This is a genomic window from Piscinibacter sp. PDB5-1 (genome assembly GCF_056676035.1).
The window spans coordinates 248099-263732 of record NZ_JBWVZL010000004.1; the positions used below are offsets into that span (position 1 = coordinate 248099).

A 15634-nucleotide genomic window follows, 5' to 3' on the forward strand; every position below is an offset into this window, starting at 1 on the left:
TGCATCCGCCGTGCCCGCCGGGGTGGCGGGCACGGGCACCGGCTCAGGGGCTGACCAGGCGGATGAGCGGTGCGGGGCCCGAGGGGCGGGTGATGCGCGTCTCGAAGCTGGGCGCGTCGAGCGCGGGGGCGTAGAGGAAGCCCTGGAACTCGTCGCAGCCCGCTTCGACCAGGAACTGGCGCTGCAGCTCGGTCTCGACGCCCTCGGCGATGACGCGCAGGTTCATCGCGCGGCCGAGTTGGACGACCGCGTGCACGATGGCCGCGTCGCTGTCGTCGTCGGGCAGGTTCTTGATGAAGCTGCGGTCGATCTTGAGGCGGCTGATCGGGAAGCGCTTCAGGTACCCCAGGCTCGAATAACCGGTGCCGAAGTCATCGATCGCCAGCATCACGCCCAGGTGCGCGAGCGCCTTCAAACGGTGCAAGGCGTCTTGCGCGTCGTGGATCAGGATCGACTCGGTCAGCTCCAGTTCGAGCATGTAGGGCGGCAGGTCGGCCGCCTGCAGCGCGCTGGCCACGCGCCCGACGAAATCGGGCTGTTGGAACTGCAGCGCCGACACGTTGATCGACACCGGCATCTGCAAGCCGCTGTCGCGCCACTCGACCGCCTGCGCGATGGCCTGCGTGAGCACCCAGTCGCCGATGTGCACGATGAAGCCGCTGGCCTCGGCGATGGGGATGAACTCGCCCGGCGACACGTCGCCCAGCACCGGGTCTTTCCATCGGATCAGCGCCTCGGCACCGATCACCAGGCCGCTCTTCAGGTCGATCTGCGGCTGGTAGTGCAGCCGGAAGTGCCCGCACACCAGCGCCTGGCGCATGGCGTGGTCGAGCTTCATGTGCGAGCGCGGGTCGGCTGGCTCCTGGCCCTCGTGGAAGCGGAAGCTGCCGCGGCCCGAGTCCTTGACCTTGTGCATGGCCGTGTCGGCGCGGCGCATCAGCTCGTCGAGCGTGTTGCCGTCTTGCGGGCACAGCGCAATGCCGATGCTGCAGGTGACGGTGAAGCCCATGGAGTCGAAGCTGAAGGGCAGCAGGAAGGCATCGAGCACCCGCCGCGCGGTGGCCTCGGCACCCATCGCGTCGGCGTGGTGCACCAGCAGCACGAACTCGTCGCCGCCCAGGCGGGCCACGGTGTCCACGCCGCGCAGGCAGGCCTTGATGCGCTCACTCGACTCGATCAGCACGCGGTCACCGACTTCGAGGCCCAGCGTGTCGTTGATGTGCTTGAAGCGGTCCACGTTGAGCACCATGAGCGCGAAGGGCTGGTGATCGCGCTGCGCCATCGCCAGCGCGAACTCGACGCGGTCGGCCAGCAGGTGCCGGTTGGGCAGTCCGGTGAGCGCGTCGGTGTACGACAGCTCTTCGATGCGCTGGTGCGCAGCGAGCCGCTCGGTGATGTCGCGGAACGAATACACCCGCCCGATGGGCTGGCCGCGGCTGCATTGCGGCAGCGTCACGCGTTCGAGCACGCGACCGCCGTGCAGCGTGAAGACGTCGGTGCTTTGCAACAGGCTCGCCTCTTGAATGGCGGAAAGCCGGCGCGTGTAGTCGTCGGGGTCGGCCACGCTGCGGCGCATCCACGCGAAGACGGCCTCGTCGTGGCCTTGCGCGAGCATCTCTTCGGGCATGCCCCAGAGCTGCGCGAAGTGGCGGTTGAAGCCGCGGATCTTGCCGGCCAGGTCGGTCACGAGGATGCCGTCGGCGGTCGATTCGAGCGTGGCGCGCAGTTCGGCCACGCGTTGTTCAAGCGACTCTTCGGCCGCGCGCTGGGCGCTGCGGTCCTGCATCGCCACGACCAGCAGTTCGGCCGGCAGCGAGGCGTCGGCCACCTGCGCGCGGCTCACGCGCCGCGTGACCGGCACGATGCGGCCGTCGAAGCGGCACACCAGAGTCTCGGACAGGATGTGGTCGCTCTGCCCGGCGGCGACCTCGTCCCAGAAGGCCAGGTCTTCGGGCGTGGCGCTCAGCTCCGAGGCGAGCCGGCCCAGCAGCGACTTGACCGAAGTGCCGAGCAACTGGCCCGCGGCGCGGTTGGCCGCGACGATGCGCAGGTCGCCCGCATGCACCAGCCACACGGCGTCGAGCAGGCCGTCGATCAGGGCCTGCCAGCTTGCGGCGGCGGTGAGGGGCTTGCGCGCGGTGCTCATCGGCGGCCTCTGCGCGCCGCGCGCCCCGCGGTCAGCGAGCGCCGGCACGACGCCGACACGCCGCGCGCGCGGTTCACGCCGCCAGCTCCAGCGGGGCCGGTGCCGGCTCGAAGAAGTACCCGATGCGCAGGCGCGGGGACAGGTAGTTGATCGACTCCGTGGGCAGCTGCTGCGGCTTGATGCTGCGGCGAATGCCCAGGCGCGGGTCGGCTTCCAGGTCGAGCAACACGGCTTCGTCGCGCGGCACGCGGGCCTCGTGCACCAGCACGCGCGGCTTGAGCGGCCGGTTCGAGTTGACCGACATCACCATCGCGTAGCGGTCGTCGGTGAGCTGCACGGTCGAGCCCGGCGGGTACACGCCCATCATCTTGATGAAGGCGCCGAGGATGGCCGTGTCGAACTTGCTCTTGCCCTGCGCGAACAGCAGCGACAGCGCTTCGTGCGGCGTCAGCGCCTTCGAGGGCACGTGCGGGTTGCACAGGTTGTCGTAGCGGTTGACCAGGGCCACGATGCGCGCGCCCGGGCTCATGCGGTCGCTGTTGATGCGCAGCGGAAAGCCGGTGCCGTCGGCATGCTCGTGGTGCTGGCCGATGATCAGCGTGGCGCCGGGCTTCAGGCCCATCTTGCGCGCCAGGTTCACGCCGTGGGGCACGTGCTCCTGGTAGAGGTGCAGCTCGGCCTGCGTGAAATGGTCTTCGCGGTGGCGCACGCGATCGGGCAGTTCGATCTTGCCCACGTCGTGCATCAGGGCGCCCACGCCCAGGTCCATCATCTCGGCGTCGGACAGGCCGAAGGTCTTGCCCATCAGCAGCGCAATCACCGCAACGTTGACCGAGTGCATCGAGGCCTTGTCGCCGGCCGCATCGGTCAGCAGGCGGATGCACATGTCTTCCTTGACGAGCAGCTTGTCCACCAGCGCCCGCGTCAGCGCCTCGGACTGCTCGCCCGCTTTCTCGGGCTGCACCGGCACCATGTCCACCGCCTGCTTGCAGGCGCGGGTGGCTTCGGCGAACTGCCGTTCGCACAGGTGCAGGGCCGCCCGCTCAGCGGCGAGCCGTTCGCGGTAGAGGCGCTTCTCGCGCGCTTCGGGCGACTCGCTCGCAGCGGCGGCCGCGGCAGCGGCCTGCGCCGCCTGCTGAGCAGCCAGCGCTTCGGCCGGGTCGGGGTCGCTCTTCTCGGGGGCCCAGCGCACCTGGGCCACGCCCAGCTTGCGGATCGTGACGATCTGATCGGCCGACGTCACCTTGAAGCTGGACAGCGGAAACGGGTGCGCCATCCAGCCCATGTCGAGATGAATGAACATCCCGATGCGCAGGCTCTGAACGTCGATGAGCGGAAGGTCGTTGTCTTTCATGTCGGTCGTAGCGCACCCCGGTCGTGGCCGGGGCGTTGGTCCCAACGCATTTCGGCAAAGGCTCTGCCGGACTTGAATTGATTATGTCGAGCACCAGTTTCTGGAAGCACTGCTACTTCTGACAGGCTGACAGCTTTTTCCGGGCCTCGGGGGCCTCGATCCGTGACGGAGTTGGCGCCTGGATCACAGCGATAAGATGCCCGCCTTCGGGCCCGCCGCCAGGCGGCGGTACGGCTGCGTACTGCCGTACCGGCTGGGCCGACGCTTTTTTCCTGATCTCTGGAGACGACCCCATGACCCAAGCCTTCATCTGCGACGCCATCCGCACCCCCTTCGGCCGCTACGGCGGCGCGCTGTCGTCGGTGCGCACCGACGACCTGGGCGCGGTGCCGCTGAAGGCGCTGATGGCCCGCAACCCGAAGGTCGATTGGGCCGCGGTGGCCGACGTGATCTACGGCTGCGCCAACCAGGCCGGCGAAGACAACCGCAACGTGGCCCACATGTCGAGCCTCTTGGCCGGCCTGCCGGTCGAGCTGCCCGGCGCCACGCTCAACCGCCTGTGCGGCTCGGGCATGGACGCGGTCGGCACCGCCGCCCGCGCCATCAAGTCGGGTGAGGCGCAGCTGATGATCGCCGGCGGCGTCGAGAGCATGAGCCGCGCGCCCTTCGTGATGCCCAAGGCCGAGTCGGCCTTCAGCCGCAGCAACGCCGTGTACGACACCACCATCGGCTGGCGCTTCGTCAACAAGCTGATGAAAGAGATGTACGGCGTCGATTCGATGCCCGAGACGGCCGAGAACGTCGCCACCGACTTCAAGATCGAGCGCGAAGCGCAAGACCGCATGGCGCTGGCCTCGCAACTGAAGGCCGTCGCCGCCCAGAAGAGCGGCTTCTTCGACAGCGAGATCGTGCCGGTCACCATCGCGCAGAAGAAGGGCGACCCGATCGTCGTCAGCAAGGACGAGCACCCGCGCGAGACCTCGATGGAAGCGCTGGCCAAGCTCAAGGGTGTGGTGCGCCCCGACGGCACCGTGACCGCCGGCAACGCCTCGGGCGTGAACGACGGCGCCTGCGCCCTGCTGCTGGCCACCGACAGCGCCGCTGGCAAGTACGGCCTGACCCCGCGCGCCCGCGTGGTCGGCATGGCCACCGCCGGCGTCGCGCCGCGCATCATGGGCTTCGGCCCGGCCCCGGCCACCCGCAAGGTGCTGGCGCAGACCGGCCTGACGCTCGACCAGATGGACGTGATCGAGTTGAACGAAGCCTTCGCCGCCCAAGGCCTCGCCGTGCTGCGCGACCTGGGCCTGAAAGACGACGACGCCCGCGTCAACCCGAACGGCGGCGCGATTGCGCTCGGCCACCCGCTGGGTGCCAGCGGTGCGCGCCTGGTCACCACCGCCATCAACCAGCTGCACCGCAGCGGCGGCCGCTACGCGCTGTGCACCATGTGCATCGGCGTCGGCCAGGGCATCGCGCTGATCGTCGAGCGCGTCTGACCCGCGCTCACGCGCGTCGCACGAAGCCCCGGTTCGCCGGGGCTTTTTTCATGGCGCGACCGACTCCAGTCTGGGCACGCGGTCGAACCAGGGCTCGGCGCGCTCCAGCTGCCCGGCCAGCCGGAACAGCAGGCCTTCGTCGCCGATGCCGCCGGTCACTTGCACGCCCACGGGCAGGCCATCGGCCGTGTGGTGCAGCGGCACGCTCATGGCCGGCAGGCCGAGCAGGTTGGCGAACGAGGTGAAGGGCACGTAGCCCAGCATCTCTTCGCGCCGCTGCCGGGCCATCGGGCTGCGCATCAGGGCCTGGCGCTGGCCGAGTGCCAGGCTCATCTGCGCCATGGCGTTCTGCCAGGCCGGCGTGTGCAGCGCGCCCAGCGGCAGCCGGGCCTGCGACACCACCGGCGTGAGCCACACGTCGTGCCGCTGGCGGAAGGTCGTCCACCCCTGCTGGTGGACCTGCCGGCGGTGCTGCGAGGCCAGCAGCTCGACCGCGCCGATGCGCCGGCCGATGGCGGCGGCCAGGCGCGTGTCGGGCTCGAAGTCGGCGGCGGCGCAGCCGGTCAGCGCGCGCACCTCTTCGACCATGGCGGCGCTGACCGTGAACATCAGGGTCATCACGTCTTCGTAGAAGGCGGGCCAGTCGAGCGCGGGCTCGGCCTCTTCGACCGCATGGCCCAGCGCGGCCAGCCGCTCGGCGGCGTGGCGCACGGCGGCCACGTTGTCGGCATCGACCGGCGTGGCGGCGGGCGAGCGGGTGCTGAAGGCGATGCGCAGGCGGCCGGGCTCGCGCGGCACTTCGTCGAGATAAGGCCGCTCGGGCGGGGCGATGTGGAAGGGCGACGCGGCCGTCGGGCCGTGGGTCGCGTCGAGCAGGGCCGCGCTGTCGCGCACCGAGCGCGTCAGCACGTGCTGCACGGCCGTGCCCTGGGCCAGCTCGGCCAGGTCGGTGCCCCAGGGCGTGCGTGCGCGGCCCGGCTTGAAGCCGAACAGGCCGCACAGCGCGGCGGGGATGCGGATCGAGCCGCCGATGTCGTTGCCACCGGCCAGCGGCACGATGCCGGCCGCCACCGCCGCGCCCGCGCCACCCGACGAGCCGCCAGCCGAGAGCCCGTGCCGCCAGGGGTTGTGCACCGCGCCCCAGTGGCGCGACTCGGTCTGCGGCTTGAGCCCGAACTCGGGCGTGTTGCTCAGGCCGATCGGCACCAGCCCGGCCTGCAGCCAGCGCCGCGTGATCTCGGCATGCGCCTGGGGCACGAAGCCGCGCAGAGAGCGGCTGCCGCCCGCGGCGGGCACGCCGGCGTGCTCTTGCTTGAGGTCCTTGAGCAGAAACGGCACGCCGGCAAACGGCCCGGCCAGCGCTTCGCGGCTGCGTGCGGCGGCCAGGTCGTCCATGCGCGTGACGACGGCGTTCAGGCCGGGGTTCACCGCCTCCAGCCGGGCCTGCGCCACGGCCACCAGCTCGCGCGCCGACACCTGCCCCTGCGCCACCAGCGCGGCGAGCCCCAGGCCGTCGTGTCGCCGGTACTCGTCGAAGTTCATCCGCCCGCCCCCTCGAAGTGTTCTGAGCCGCCCACGATACGGCCCCGGCCGTGGGTGCGGTGGGCGAGGTGCCGGCTCAGCCGCCGCGCCGCGCCTGCTCGGCGACGATCTCACCCAGGCGCTTGACGCTCGCTTCGAGCCTGGGCGACCACGGGTCGCCGTAGTGCATGCGCAAAAAGTGGTCGAAGCGGTGGCTGCAGCTGAAGGTGGCACCCGGGGCGCAGCCGATGTGCTCGCGCCGCGCCTGCTCGAACACCTTGCGCGAGTCCACCTGCGGCGGCATCTCGATCCACAGCATGAAGCCGCCCTGCGGCCGGTTGAGCTTGCAGCCGGCCGGGAAGTGCCGCGTCACCGCATCCGACAGCTGCTGGCACTGCAGCTTGAGCGCCGCGCGCAACTTGCGCATGTGGTGGTCGTAGCCACCGTCGCGGATGAACTCGGCGATCACCTCCTGCTGCAGCATCGAGCCGGTGATCGAGGTGTGAAACTTGTGCGACTGCGCCGCCTTGAAGTGACGGCCCGGGGCCATCCAGCCGACGCGGTAGCCGGGCGCCACGGTCTTGGTGAAGGCCGAGCACAGGATCACGTCGTCGTGCGTGTCGAAGCTCTTGAGCACCGGCGGGCGCTCGTCGCCGAAGTAGGTCTCGCCGTAGATGTCGGTCTCGATCAGCGAGAAGCCGCGTTGGGCCGACAGCTTGACCAGACGCTTCTTGCTTTCCACCGGCATCAGGCTGCCCAGCGGGTTGTGGAAGTTCGCCAGCACCACGCAAGCCTTGACGGTGCCGCGCTGCTGGGTGGCGAAGTCGAGCGCCTCGACCGAGATGCCCTCGCGCGGGTGCGTCGGGATCTCGATCGAGCGCATGCCCAGGCTGCGGATGATCTCCAGCAGCATCCAGTAGCAGGGCGACTCGACCGCGATGGTGTCGCCCGCCTGCGCCACCGAGCGCAGCGCCAGGAAGATGGCCTCGGTGCCACCGTGCGTGAGGATGATCTCTTCGGGCCGCAACCGCACGCCTGCGCTGACCGTGCGGCGCGCAATCTCTTGCTTCAGGGCCGGGCTGCCGGTGACGAGGTAGCGCGACGCGTACTCGGGGTGCAGGCGGTTGATGCGCGCCATCAGGTGGCGCAGCTTGGCCTCGGGCAGCAGCTCGCGCGCGGGCATCGGGCAGAACGAGGGCGCGGCCTCGGGGTCGTCGGCGCCGAAGAGAAACTCGCGCGTCAGGTCGTCGGGCGTGACGAAGCCGGGGGCGCTCATGCGCGTGTCGATCTCGGGCTCGGGCAGCGGCTCGTGGCGCCGCGCGACAAAGTAGCCCGACTTGGGCCGCGCCTCGACTAGCGACTGGTTCTCGAGCCAGCGGTAGGCGAGCGTCACGGTGGACGCGCTCACCCCGTGTTGCTGGCACAGCTGGCGCACCGAGGGCAGCCGGTCGCCGGTGCGCAGGCTGCCACCCTGGATGGCCTGGGCGAGTTCACCCGCAACGCGGTGGTAGAGCGGGTGTCCAAGCTCGGCGGGCGTGTTCATCCGGTCGATTGTGGCGAGGCTCCAAGCCCCATGACAGATACAGAACCCGTCCGTCCGGACCAACACAGATGGCGGCACCCCGATCTGTGCGGTGACAGTCTGGCCGGTGCTGCATGTGGCGGGCGCGGCGCCTCGCGAGAACACTGTGGGGCCTCGAACGACCTTTTCCGGAGGCCCCCGATGTTCCGCTTCTCGTCCCCCGTCACCCTGCAACTCACCCGCGGCGAAGTCATCGCCTGGCCGAGCCAGTCGGGCGCGAACGTGAAAGTGGTCGCCGGCTTGGCCTGGATCACCCGCAGCGGCGACTTCGACGACCACGTGCTGCACGCCGGCCAGTCGATGGCGCTGGCACGCGGCGACGGCGCGGTGATCAGCGCCGAGCGCGGCGAGCTGGTGCTGCGCTTCGAGGCGCAGCCGGGGTGGCACACCGCGCTGGGGCGCCTGGCGCGACGGCTGCGGCGGCTCCTGCCGAGGCCGCGCCACGCGGCCGCCACAATCGCCGGGTGAGCAAAACCAAATCCCTCTACACGTGCAGCGAGTGCGGCGGCACGAACCCCAAATGGCTGGGCAAGTGCCCGCACTGCGGTGCCTGGAACACGCTGGTCGAGTCGATCGCCGAAGCGCCCGGCAAGAACCGCTTCCAGTCGCTGGCCGGCGCGCAGCCGGTGGCGACGCTCTCTGAGATCGAAGCGACCGATGTGGACCGCCAGCCGACCGGCATCGACGAACTCGACCGGGTGCTGGGCGGCGGCATCGTGGCCGGCGGCGTGGTGCTGATCGGCGGCGACCCGGGCATCGGCAAATCGACGCTGCTGCTGCAGGCGCTCGACGCACTTTCGCAGCGCATGCCGGCGCTGTATGTCACCGGCGAAGAGTCGGGCGCGCAGGTCGCGCTGCGCTCGCGCCGGCTCGGGCTCGAACGCTCGCAGGTGCGCGTGGTGGCCGAGATCCAGCTGGAAAAAATCGCCGCGACCATCGAGGCCGAGCAGCCGGCGGTGTGCGTGATCGACTCGATCCAGACCGTCTATTCGGACCAGCTCGCCTCGGCGCCCGGCTCGGTGGCGCAGGTGCGCGAGTGCGCGGCGCAGCTCACGCGCATCGCCAAGAGCAGCGGCACGACCATCGTGCTGGTCGGCCACGTGACCAAAGAAGGCGCGCTGGCCGGCCCGCGCGTGCTCGAACACATCGTGGACACGGTGCTGTACTTCGAAGGCGACACGCACAGCAGCTTCCGCCTGGTGCGCGCGATCAAGAACCGCTTCGGCGCGGTCAACGAGATCGGCGTGTTCGCGATGACCGAAAAAGGGCTCAAGGGCGTCGCCAACCCGAGCGCGATCTTTCTCTCGACGCACGGCGACCCGGTCGCCGGCTCGTGCGTGCTGGTCACGCTCGAAGGCACACGGCCGCTGCTGGTCGAAATACAGGCCCTGGTGGACAGCGGCGGCCCGAGCCCGCGCCGCCTGAGCGTGGGCCTGGACCGCGACCGGCTGGCGATGATGCTGGCGGTGCTGCACCGCCATGCGGGCATCGCGTGCTTCGACCAGGACGTGTTCGTCAACGCCGTCGGCGGTGTGCGCATCGGCGAGCCGGCGGGCGACCTGGCGGTGATGCTGGCCATCCAGAGCAGCCTGCGCGGCAAGCCGCTGCCACGCGGCTTCATCGCCTTCGGCGAGGTCGGCCTGGCCGGCGAGGTGCGCCCCGCACCGCGCGGGCAAGAGCGCCTGAAAGAAGCCGCCAAGCTGGGCTTCAGCGTCGCCATCGTGCCCAAGGCCAACGCGCCGAAGAAGGCCCCCGAGGGCCTGACGATCCACGCGGTCGAGCGCATCGAGCAGGCGATCGACCTGGCGCGTGGTCTGTGACGCGGCGGCACCCGTTGGACCCGACCTTCGGCCAATGACTCCTTCGCCTTCGCCCTCGACTGCGACGGCCTCGTCCTGGCGCGGCGGCCTGTGGCGCTACGCCCTGGTCGGCGCGGTCAGCACCGCGGCGCACTACGCGCTTCTGGCGCTGTGTGTCGAGTCGGGCTGGCTGCCGGCGGCGCCGGCCTCGGGGCTGGGCGCGGTGCTCGGCGCGCAGGTCGCCTACCTCGGCAACCGCTGGTTCACGTTTCGCCACGCGGGCTCGCTGGGCGCGTCGTGGATGCGCTTCCAGCTCATCGCGGCGGTCGGGGCGCTGCTCAACATGGGCATCGTCGGCGCGGGCGTCGCGCTCGGGGCGCACTACCTCGTCGCCCAGGTGATCGCCACCGCGCTGGTGATGGCGGTCACCTACCAGCTCAACCGGGTGTGGACTTTCCAGTGAGCGCGGCGGCCGGCCGGCGCAGGTAGAGCCGGTAGGTCACGGGCGGCAGCTCGCGGCCCCAGGCGCGTTTGTGCGGGCTGACGGTCAGCGCCGCGTCGGGCGCGACCTGCGCGGCCAGCACCTGGCAAGCGGCGTCGTCGTCGCGGCAGACGATCAGGGCGCCCTCGCTCGCCAGGCGCTCGGGCGTGATCCACGGCGTGAGCTTCGGCAGGCCGGGGTGCCACCAGTGCACCGCGTCGTCGCCATAGAACGCGACCGAGGCCGACTCGGCGTGGCTGCCAGCGACGATGCGCAGCGGCTGGCCCGTGTGCGCGCGCCACACGGCCCGCGCGGTGGCGGCCAGCTCGGCGCGCGGCTCGGCGCCCAGCGGCCGGGCCTTGCGCGCGTCTTGCCAACCCGCCCCGGCCGACAGCACCAGCACCAGCCCCCAGTACACCGCCAGCACCCACAGCGTGCGGCGCGGCTCGAAAGCGATGCCCTGGGCGCGCACGGCCGCCAGCCACAGCACCGTCACCGCGTACCACTGCGCCATGCCCCACACCGAGGCCATCTCGGTGCGGCCGAGCGCCGCGATGAGCGCCGCCGCGAGCAGCGGCGCGAAGGCCAGCCACCACAGGTCGGCCTGTCGCCCGGGCCGGCCGATGCTTGCGAGCGCGGCGCGGGCCGCCGCGAGACGCTGGCCGCGGGTGGCCAGCAGCGCCAGCAGCGCGAGGCTGGGCAGCAGGTAGAGCGCCTGCGCGACGCTGTACTTGGCAAAGCGCAGCAGCGCCGCCCCCAGGCTGCCGCTGCCGCGCTCGGCCGCGTAGCCGAAGGTCGCGAAGCCGTTCTGCAGCTGCCACAGCGCATGCGGCGCCAACACCAGCGCGCCGACCGCGATGGCGAGCCAGGGCCCCGGGCCGCGCAGCCGCGCGCGCCAGGCCGGGCGCGCCAGCGTGCTGAGCGCGAAGGCCACGACCAGCACCACCGTGAAGTACTTGCCCAGCACCGCCAGCGCGGTGAACACGCCGCAGACCACCGCGTGGCGCAGCCGTCCGCCCTGCATCAGCGCCACGTAGCCGTACGCGGCCCAGGCCCAGGTGGACAGCAGCACCGCGTTGGCGTTGAACTTGATCGCCAGCGCCGTGTAGAGCGGCGACACGGCCAGCACCAGCGTGGCCACGGTGGCCTCGTCGCGTAGCAACACACGGCGCGCGAGCATCGCCACGCCGGCAAGCCCGGCCGCCGCATTGACGGCCGCGAGCGCGAAGTAGGCGAGGTCCACGCGCGGCAAGACGCTGAACCACGCCGCCGTCACCCAGGCGAACAGCGGCGGGTGCTTGGCATAGCCCGCCTGCCACTCGATGCCCCAGACGTAGTTCTCGACCATGTCGCCGGGCACGTCGAGGTTGCCGCGCGCCAGCCAGGCGGCCAGCGTCCACACCAGCGCGTGCAGCGCCAGCAGCAGCGCGACCGGCGGCAGCCGCTCAGCCGCGCGGGACGTCATCGCGCGCGGCCTGGACCACTTCGTCGATCACGAACAGCGGCCGGCGCTTCGACTCGATGTAGGCGCGCCCGATGTACTCGCCCAGTACGCCCAGGCCGATCAGCTGCAAGCCGCCGAGGAAGAGCACCGCGGTGATCAGCGAGGCGTAGCCCGGCGTGTCCACCCCGACGATGAGCACGCGCGCGACGATCACGCAGGCGTAGATCAGCGCCAGCGACGCGATGGCCGTGCCGAGGTAGGTCCAGATGCGCAGCGGCGCGGTGCTGAAGCTCGTGATGCCTTCGAGCGCCAGGTTCCACAGCTTCCAGGGCGTGAAGCGGCTCGTGCCCAGCTCGCGCTGCGGCCGCACGTATTCGACGGTCGCGCTCCTGAAGCCGGCCCAGGCGAACAGGCCCTTCATGAAACGCCGGCTCTCGGGCAGGTTGCGGATCACCTCGACCACGCGCCGGTCCATCAGGCGAAAGTCGCCCACGTTGTCGGGCAGCTTCACGTCGGCGGTGAGCCGGTTGTGCACGCGGTAGAACCAGCCGGCGGACGTGCGCTTCATCAGCCCGTCGCTGCTGCGGTCGCTGCGCCGCGCCAGCACCACCGGGAAGCCCTCGCGCCACTTGGCGACCATCTCGACGATCAGCTCGGGCGGGTCTTGCAGGTCCACGTCCATCGGGATCACCGCGTCGCCGCGCGCCTGGTCGAGGCCGGCCGACAGCGCGGCCTCTTTGCCGAAGTTGCGCGACAGCACCACCACGCGCACACGGGCGTCGTGCGTGACCATCTCGCGCAGGCGGGCCAGGGTGTCGTCGCTGCTGCCGTCGTCCACGAACACGAGTTCGAAGCGCAGGGCTGGTAGGCCTTCGAGCACGCCACGCACGCGCTCGTAGAACACCCACACGCCGTCGGCCTCGTTGAACACGGGCACCACGAGCGACAACAAGGGCAAGGACTCGGTGGACGGCACGCGCGGGCTCGAAGTTTGCACGGGCCGGATTCTGGCCCATCACAATGCCCCGAGGCTGCTGTCGCGCCTGCCGCGCGGCGCCCCTTGCCCTTGTCGCCCACGCCATGAACCCTGTCGATGCCGGTCGCCCCGGCCTGAGCTCTTCGCTGCGGCGCTACCGCGAGCTGGCCCTGCGCGACGACCTCGTGGCCGCGTTCATCGTCGCGGTGCTGCTCATCCCCCAAGGCCTGGCTTACGCGCTGCTCGCCGGGCTGCCACCGCAGGTGGGCATCTTCGCGAGCCTGCTGCCGGCGGTGGCCTACGCGGCGCTGGGTTCCAGCAGCGCGGTGGCCGTGGGCCCGGCGGCGCTGCTGGCGCTGATGACCGCGCAGGGCATCGCGGCGGCGTCCACCCTGCCCGGCGCGACGCCAATGGGCGCGGCGCTGGTGCTGTCGCTCGAAGTCGGGCTGATGCTGGGCGTGGCGGCGCTGTTCAAGCTCGACGCCCTGGCCTCGCTGCTGAGCACGCCGGTGCTGCAGGGCTTTTCGACCGGCTCGGCCTTCGCCATCGGCCTGTCGCAGCTGCCCGCGCTGCTGGGCAGCCCGGCGCGTGGCTCGAACGCGCCCGAGGTCGTGCTGAGCTGGTGGCGCAGCGGCCACTGGGGCCACGCGGCCACCGCCGCGTTCGGTCTCGCGGCCTTCGCGGCCCTGTGGCTCGCACGCCGATACGCGCGCGGGTGGCTCGCGCGCTGGCTGTCGTCCGACCGCGCGCTGCTCGCGTCGCGCTGCATGCCGCTCGTGGTGATCGGGCTGGCCATCGTCGGCGCGCTCGCGCTGGCGGCCGACACCCGTGGCGTCGCCCTGGTCGGCGAGCTGCCTGCGCTGGCGCTCGTCTTCACGCCGCCCCCGCTCGACGCGGCCCTGTGGATGCGCCTGCTGCCCAGCGCGGCCTTGCTGGCGCTGGTCACCTTCGTCAGCCACCTGGCCGTGGCCGAGTCGCTGGCCTTGCAGCGCGGCGAGCCCATCGACGGCCGGCGCGAGCTGGCCGGGCTGGCCGCCGCCAACCTGGTGGCCGGCGTCAACGGCGGCATGCCGGTGGGCGGCAGCTTCTCGCGCAGCGCGGTCAACGCCGAAGCCGGGGCCCGCACGCGCGCGGCCGGGGCCTGGGCCGCGCTCTTCGTCGCGCTGGCCATGCTGCTGCTGGCCGTGCCCCTGGCCTGGCTGCCGCGCGCCGTGCTGGCCGCGACCATCGTGGTCGCGGTGATGACCATGGTCGAGTGGCGCGCCTTCGCCGAAGCCTGGCGCTACTCGAAGCCCGAAGCCGTGGTGATGGGCGTGGTGGCGCTGCTGACCTTCGTCGAAGGCGCGCACTGGGCGCTGGCGCTCGGCGTGGCCGCGTCGATCGCGCTGATGCTGCAGCGCACCTCGCGCCCGCACGCCGTGGTGGTCGGGCGCCTGCCCGGCACCGAGCACTACCGCAACGTCACGCGCTACCAGACCGAACAACACCCCGGCGTGGTCGGCATCCGCATCGACGAAAGCCTGCTCTTCACCAACGCCCGCCAGCTCGCCGGCGTGGTGACCGACTACCTGCTCACGCGCCCCGACACCCGCCGCGTGCTGCTGCAGATGTCCGCCGTCAACCACATCGACTTCAGCGGCCTCGAAGCGCTGCGCGGCCTGCAGCAAGGGCTGGCCGAGCGGGGCATCCGGCTCGACGTGTCCGAGGTCAAGGGCCCGGTGCTCGATGCACTCAAGGCCAGCGACTGGACCCGCTGGTTCACCGGGCGGCTGTTCGTCAGCCATCACCAGGGCGTGATGGACGTGGGCCGCGATCCGGGCACTCCCCCCTGTGCGTGATCGATCCACCGGGACGAGCGCCCTACAGTGCGGGGCCACGCCCCGAGGGGCGTGCCGACCATTCCAAGATCCACCCAGGGAGCCCCATGAACGCATCACCCACCCTCGACCTGCTGGTGTCGCTGCTCGACCACGACGCCTCCGACGCGCAAGCCTTCGAGGCCCTTCGCCAGCGCTTTCTCAATGAGTTGCTCGGCCTGCCGATCTGGATCGCCGGCACCCGCGAGCCGCAGCCCGGTGGCAACCAGGTGGCGCTGCAACTGAGCATGAAGCAGGGCGACGATGGGCGCCTGAAGCTCGCCGTGTTCCTGGCCGATCCGGGTGAGTCGGAGCCCTCATTCGAAGGCGAGTTGCACCACCTCTTCGCGCTCGCCGAAAAGCAGCGGTTCGATGTCTGGCTCATCGACGGTGAGCAAGAGCTCGCGCTGTCGCATGAAGGGCTGCTGCGGCTGCGCGACCTGCGAACCTGGGGCAGCGCCGGCATTCCGATGACCGAAGAGGAGGTGCTGGCATTTGCCAGCGCCGTGCGGGGCTTCGCCTCGCAGGCCTACCAGTACGCACGCCAGCAGCCCGATGTCCGGCGCCTGCACGTGGCGTCGATATCGACGCGTGGCGCGAAGGCCATGCTGGGCATCTGGCTCGATGCAGACGGCGCCGACGCGCACAGCACCGCGCTGCTGGCGCTGAGCGAACAACACCTGCGCCCCGGCTGGCGCACGGTGGTCACGCACGGTGATGACGCCAAGGAAATCGGCGATGCCCTGCAAAGCGCACCGGCCTGCTACGACCGGGCGCGCGACAGCGGTTGGTGGGCCGGCATCAAACGCCGCTTTGACGAACCGGCCGTGCCGCTGATCGAGTTGAACATCATCGGCCGCGACGAAGAGCTCGCCAGCGCCACGACACCCTGAGCGCCCGAGGCTCGGGCACACCGGCGCATCCACCCCTGATCACGCGCATGGCCTCTTTTGCACCGACGCACGCCCATGGGACCGTG

Annotated in this window: 12 protein-coding genes; 6 read left to right on the forward strand and 6 right to left on the reverse strand. The window is 71.1% G+C overall.

All coding sequences use genetic code 11. The features are described from left to right. Nucleotides 1-43: 43 nt before the first annotated feature. Together AC1KAT_RS17405 and AC1KAT_RS17410 are read right to left on the reverse strand one after the other, a co-directional pair. A complete protein-coding gene (locus AC1KAT_RS17405) occupies nucleotides 44-2146 on the reverse strand; it encodes a putative bifunctional diguanylate cyclase/phosphodiesterase (protein ID WP_480328235.1) in 2103 nt (700 codons plus the stop codon). Between the two features lie 73 nt (nucleotides 2147-2219). Continuing rightward, nucleotides 2220-3500, reverse strand: coding sequence for a cyclic di-GMP phosphodiesterase (locus AC1KAT_RS17410; RefSeq protein WP_480328236.1), 1281 nt, complete (start codon nucleotides 3498-3500; stop codon nucleotides 2220-2222). Nucleotides 3501-3793: 293 nt separating this feature from the next. On the opposite strand from AC1KAT_RS17410, the gene pcaF reads away from it, so the two are divergent. Continuing rightward, on the forward strand, nucleotides 3794-4996 hold the full coding sequence (gene pcaF, locus AC1KAT_RS17415) for a 3-oxoadipyl-CoA thiolase (protein WP_480328237.1): 1203 nt from the start codon (nucleotides 3794-3796) through the stop codon (nucleotides 4994-4996). A gap of 48 nt (nucleotides 4997-5044) precedes the next feature. Here the strand turns inward: pcaF and AC1KAT_RS17420 are convergent, their stop codons facing one another. Both AC1KAT_RS17420 and AC1KAT_RS17425 read right to left on the reverse strand, forming a co-directional pair. Further along, on the reverse strand, nucleotides 5045-6538 hold the full coding sequence (locus AC1KAT_RS17420) for an amidase (protein WP_480328238.1): 1494 nt from the start codon (nucleotides 6536-6538) through the stop codon (nucleotides 5045-5047). A 76-nt stretch (nucleotides 6539-6614) separates the two neighbouring features. Further along, nucleotides 6615-8060 carry an aminotransferase-like domain-containing protein gene (locus AC1KAT_RS17425; RefSeq protein ID WP_480328239.1) on the reverse strand — a complete coding sequence of 482 codons (1446 nt, stop codon included), beginning with the start codon at nucleotides 8058-8060 and terminating at the stop codon, nucleotides 6615-6617. Nucleotides 8061-8240: 180 nt separating this feature from the next. On the opposite strand from AC1KAT_RS17425, the gene AC1KAT_RS17430 reads away from it, so the two are divergent. From AC1KAT_RS17430 to AC1KAT_RS17440, 3 genes are read left to right on the forward strand one after another with little or no spacing between them, the layout of a single operon-like run. Then, nucleotides 8241-8567, forward strand: coding sequence for a DUF2917 domain-containing protein (locus tag AC1KAT_RS17430; protein WP_480328240.1), 327 nt, complete (start codon nucleotides 8241-8243; stop codon nucleotides 8565-8567). Next, nucleotides 8564-9919, forward strand: coding sequence for a DNA repair protein RadA (gene radA, locus AC1KAT_RS17435; protein WP_480328241.1), 1356 nt, complete (start codon nucleotides 8564-8566; stop codon nucleotides 9917-9919). Before AC1KAT_RS17430 ends, radA begins: the two co-directional genes overlap by 4 nt. Before the next feature lie 34 nt (nucleotides 9920-9953). Next, nucleotides 9954-10361, forward strand: a complete 408-nt coding sequence (locus AC1KAT_RS17440) for a GtrA family protein (protein ID WP_480328242.1) — start codon at nucleotides 9954-9956, stop codon at nucleotides 10359-10361. Here the strand turns inward: AC1KAT_RS17440 and AC1KAT_RS17445 are convergent. Both AC1KAT_RS17445 and AC1KAT_RS17450 read right to left on the reverse strand, forming a co-directional pair. Then, nucleotides 10336-11844: a glycosyltransferase family 39 protein gene (locus tag AC1KAT_RS17445; protein WP_480328243.1), complete on the reverse strand. Its 1509-nt coding sequence runs from the start codon at nucleotides 11842-11844 to the stop codon at nucleotides 10336-10338. The two genes, AC1KAT_RS17440 and AC1KAT_RS17445, sit on opposite strands and share 26 nt — an antisense overlap. Continuing rightward, nucleotides 11825-12820: a glycosyltransferase family 2 protein gene (locus tag AC1KAT_RS17450; protein WP_480328244.1), complete on the reverse strand. Its 996-nt coding sequence runs from the start codon at nucleotides 12818-12820 to the stop codon at nucleotides 11825-11827. Before AC1KAT_RS17450 ends, AC1KAT_RS17445 begins: the two co-directional genes overlap by 20 nt. An 83-nt stretch (nucleotides 12821-12903) precedes the next feature. Here AC1KAT_RS17450 and AC1KAT_RS17455 point away from each other — a divergent pair, with 83 nt between their 5' ends. After that, a complete protein-coding gene (locus AC1KAT_RS17455) occupies nucleotides 12904-14637 on the forward strand; it encodes a SulP family inorganic anion transporter (RefSeq protein WP_480328245.1) in 1734 nt (577 codons plus the stop codon). Nucleotides 14638-14723: 86 nt separating this feature from the next. Continuing rightward, complete coding sequence (locus tag AC1KAT_RS17460) at nucleotides 14724-15548, forward strand: hypothetical protein (RefSeq protein ID WP_480328246.1); 825 nt, start codon at nucleotides 14724-14726, stop codon at nucleotides 15546-15548. The last annotated feature ends 86 nt before the right edge of the window (nucleotides 15549-15634 follow it).

Bases quoted from the DNA above. Each gene is read 5' to 3' on its own strand.
- AC1KAT_RS17405 (WP_480328235.1), bottom strand. From the start codon at position 2,146: ATGAGCACCGCGCGCAAGCCCCTCACCGCCGCCGCAAGCTGGCAGGCC.
- AC1KAT_RS17410 (WP_480328236.1), bottom strand. From the start codon at position 3,500: ATGAAAGACAACGACCTTCCGCTCATCGACGTTCAGAGCCTGCGCATC.
- pcaF (WP_480328237.1), top strand. From the start codon at position 3,794: ATGACCCAAGCCTTCATCTGCGACGCCATCCGCACCCCCTTCGGCCGC.
- AC1KAT_RS17420 (WP_480328238.1), bottom strand. From the start codon at position 6,538: ATGAACTTCGACGAGTACCGGCGACACGACGGCCTGGGGCTCGCCGCG.
- AC1KAT_RS17425 (WP_480328239.1), bottom strand. From the start codon at position 8,060: ATGAACACGCCCGCCGAGCTTGGACACCCGCTCTACCACCGCGTTGCG.
- AC1KAT_RS17430 (WP_480328240.1), top strand. From the start codon at position 8,241: ATGTTCCGCTTCTCGTCCCCCGTCACCCTGCAACTCACCCGCGGCGAA.
- AC1KAT_RS17440 (WP_480328242.1), top strand. From the start codon at position 9,954: ATGACTCCTTCGCCTTCGCCCTCGACTGCGACGGCCTCGTCCTGGCGC.
- AC1KAT_RS17445 (WP_480328243.1), bottom strand. From the start codon at position 11,844: ATGACGTCCCGCGCGGCTGAGCGGCTGCCGCCGGTCGCGCTGCTGCTG.
- AC1KAT_RS17455 (WP_480328245.1), top strand. From the start codon at position 12,904: ATGAACCCTGTCGATGCCGGTCGCCCCGGCCTGAGCTCTTCGCTGCGG.
- AC1KAT_RS17460 (WP_480328246.1), top strand. From the start codon at position 14,724: ATGAACGCATCACCCACCCTCGACCTGCTGGTGTCGCTGCTCGACCAC.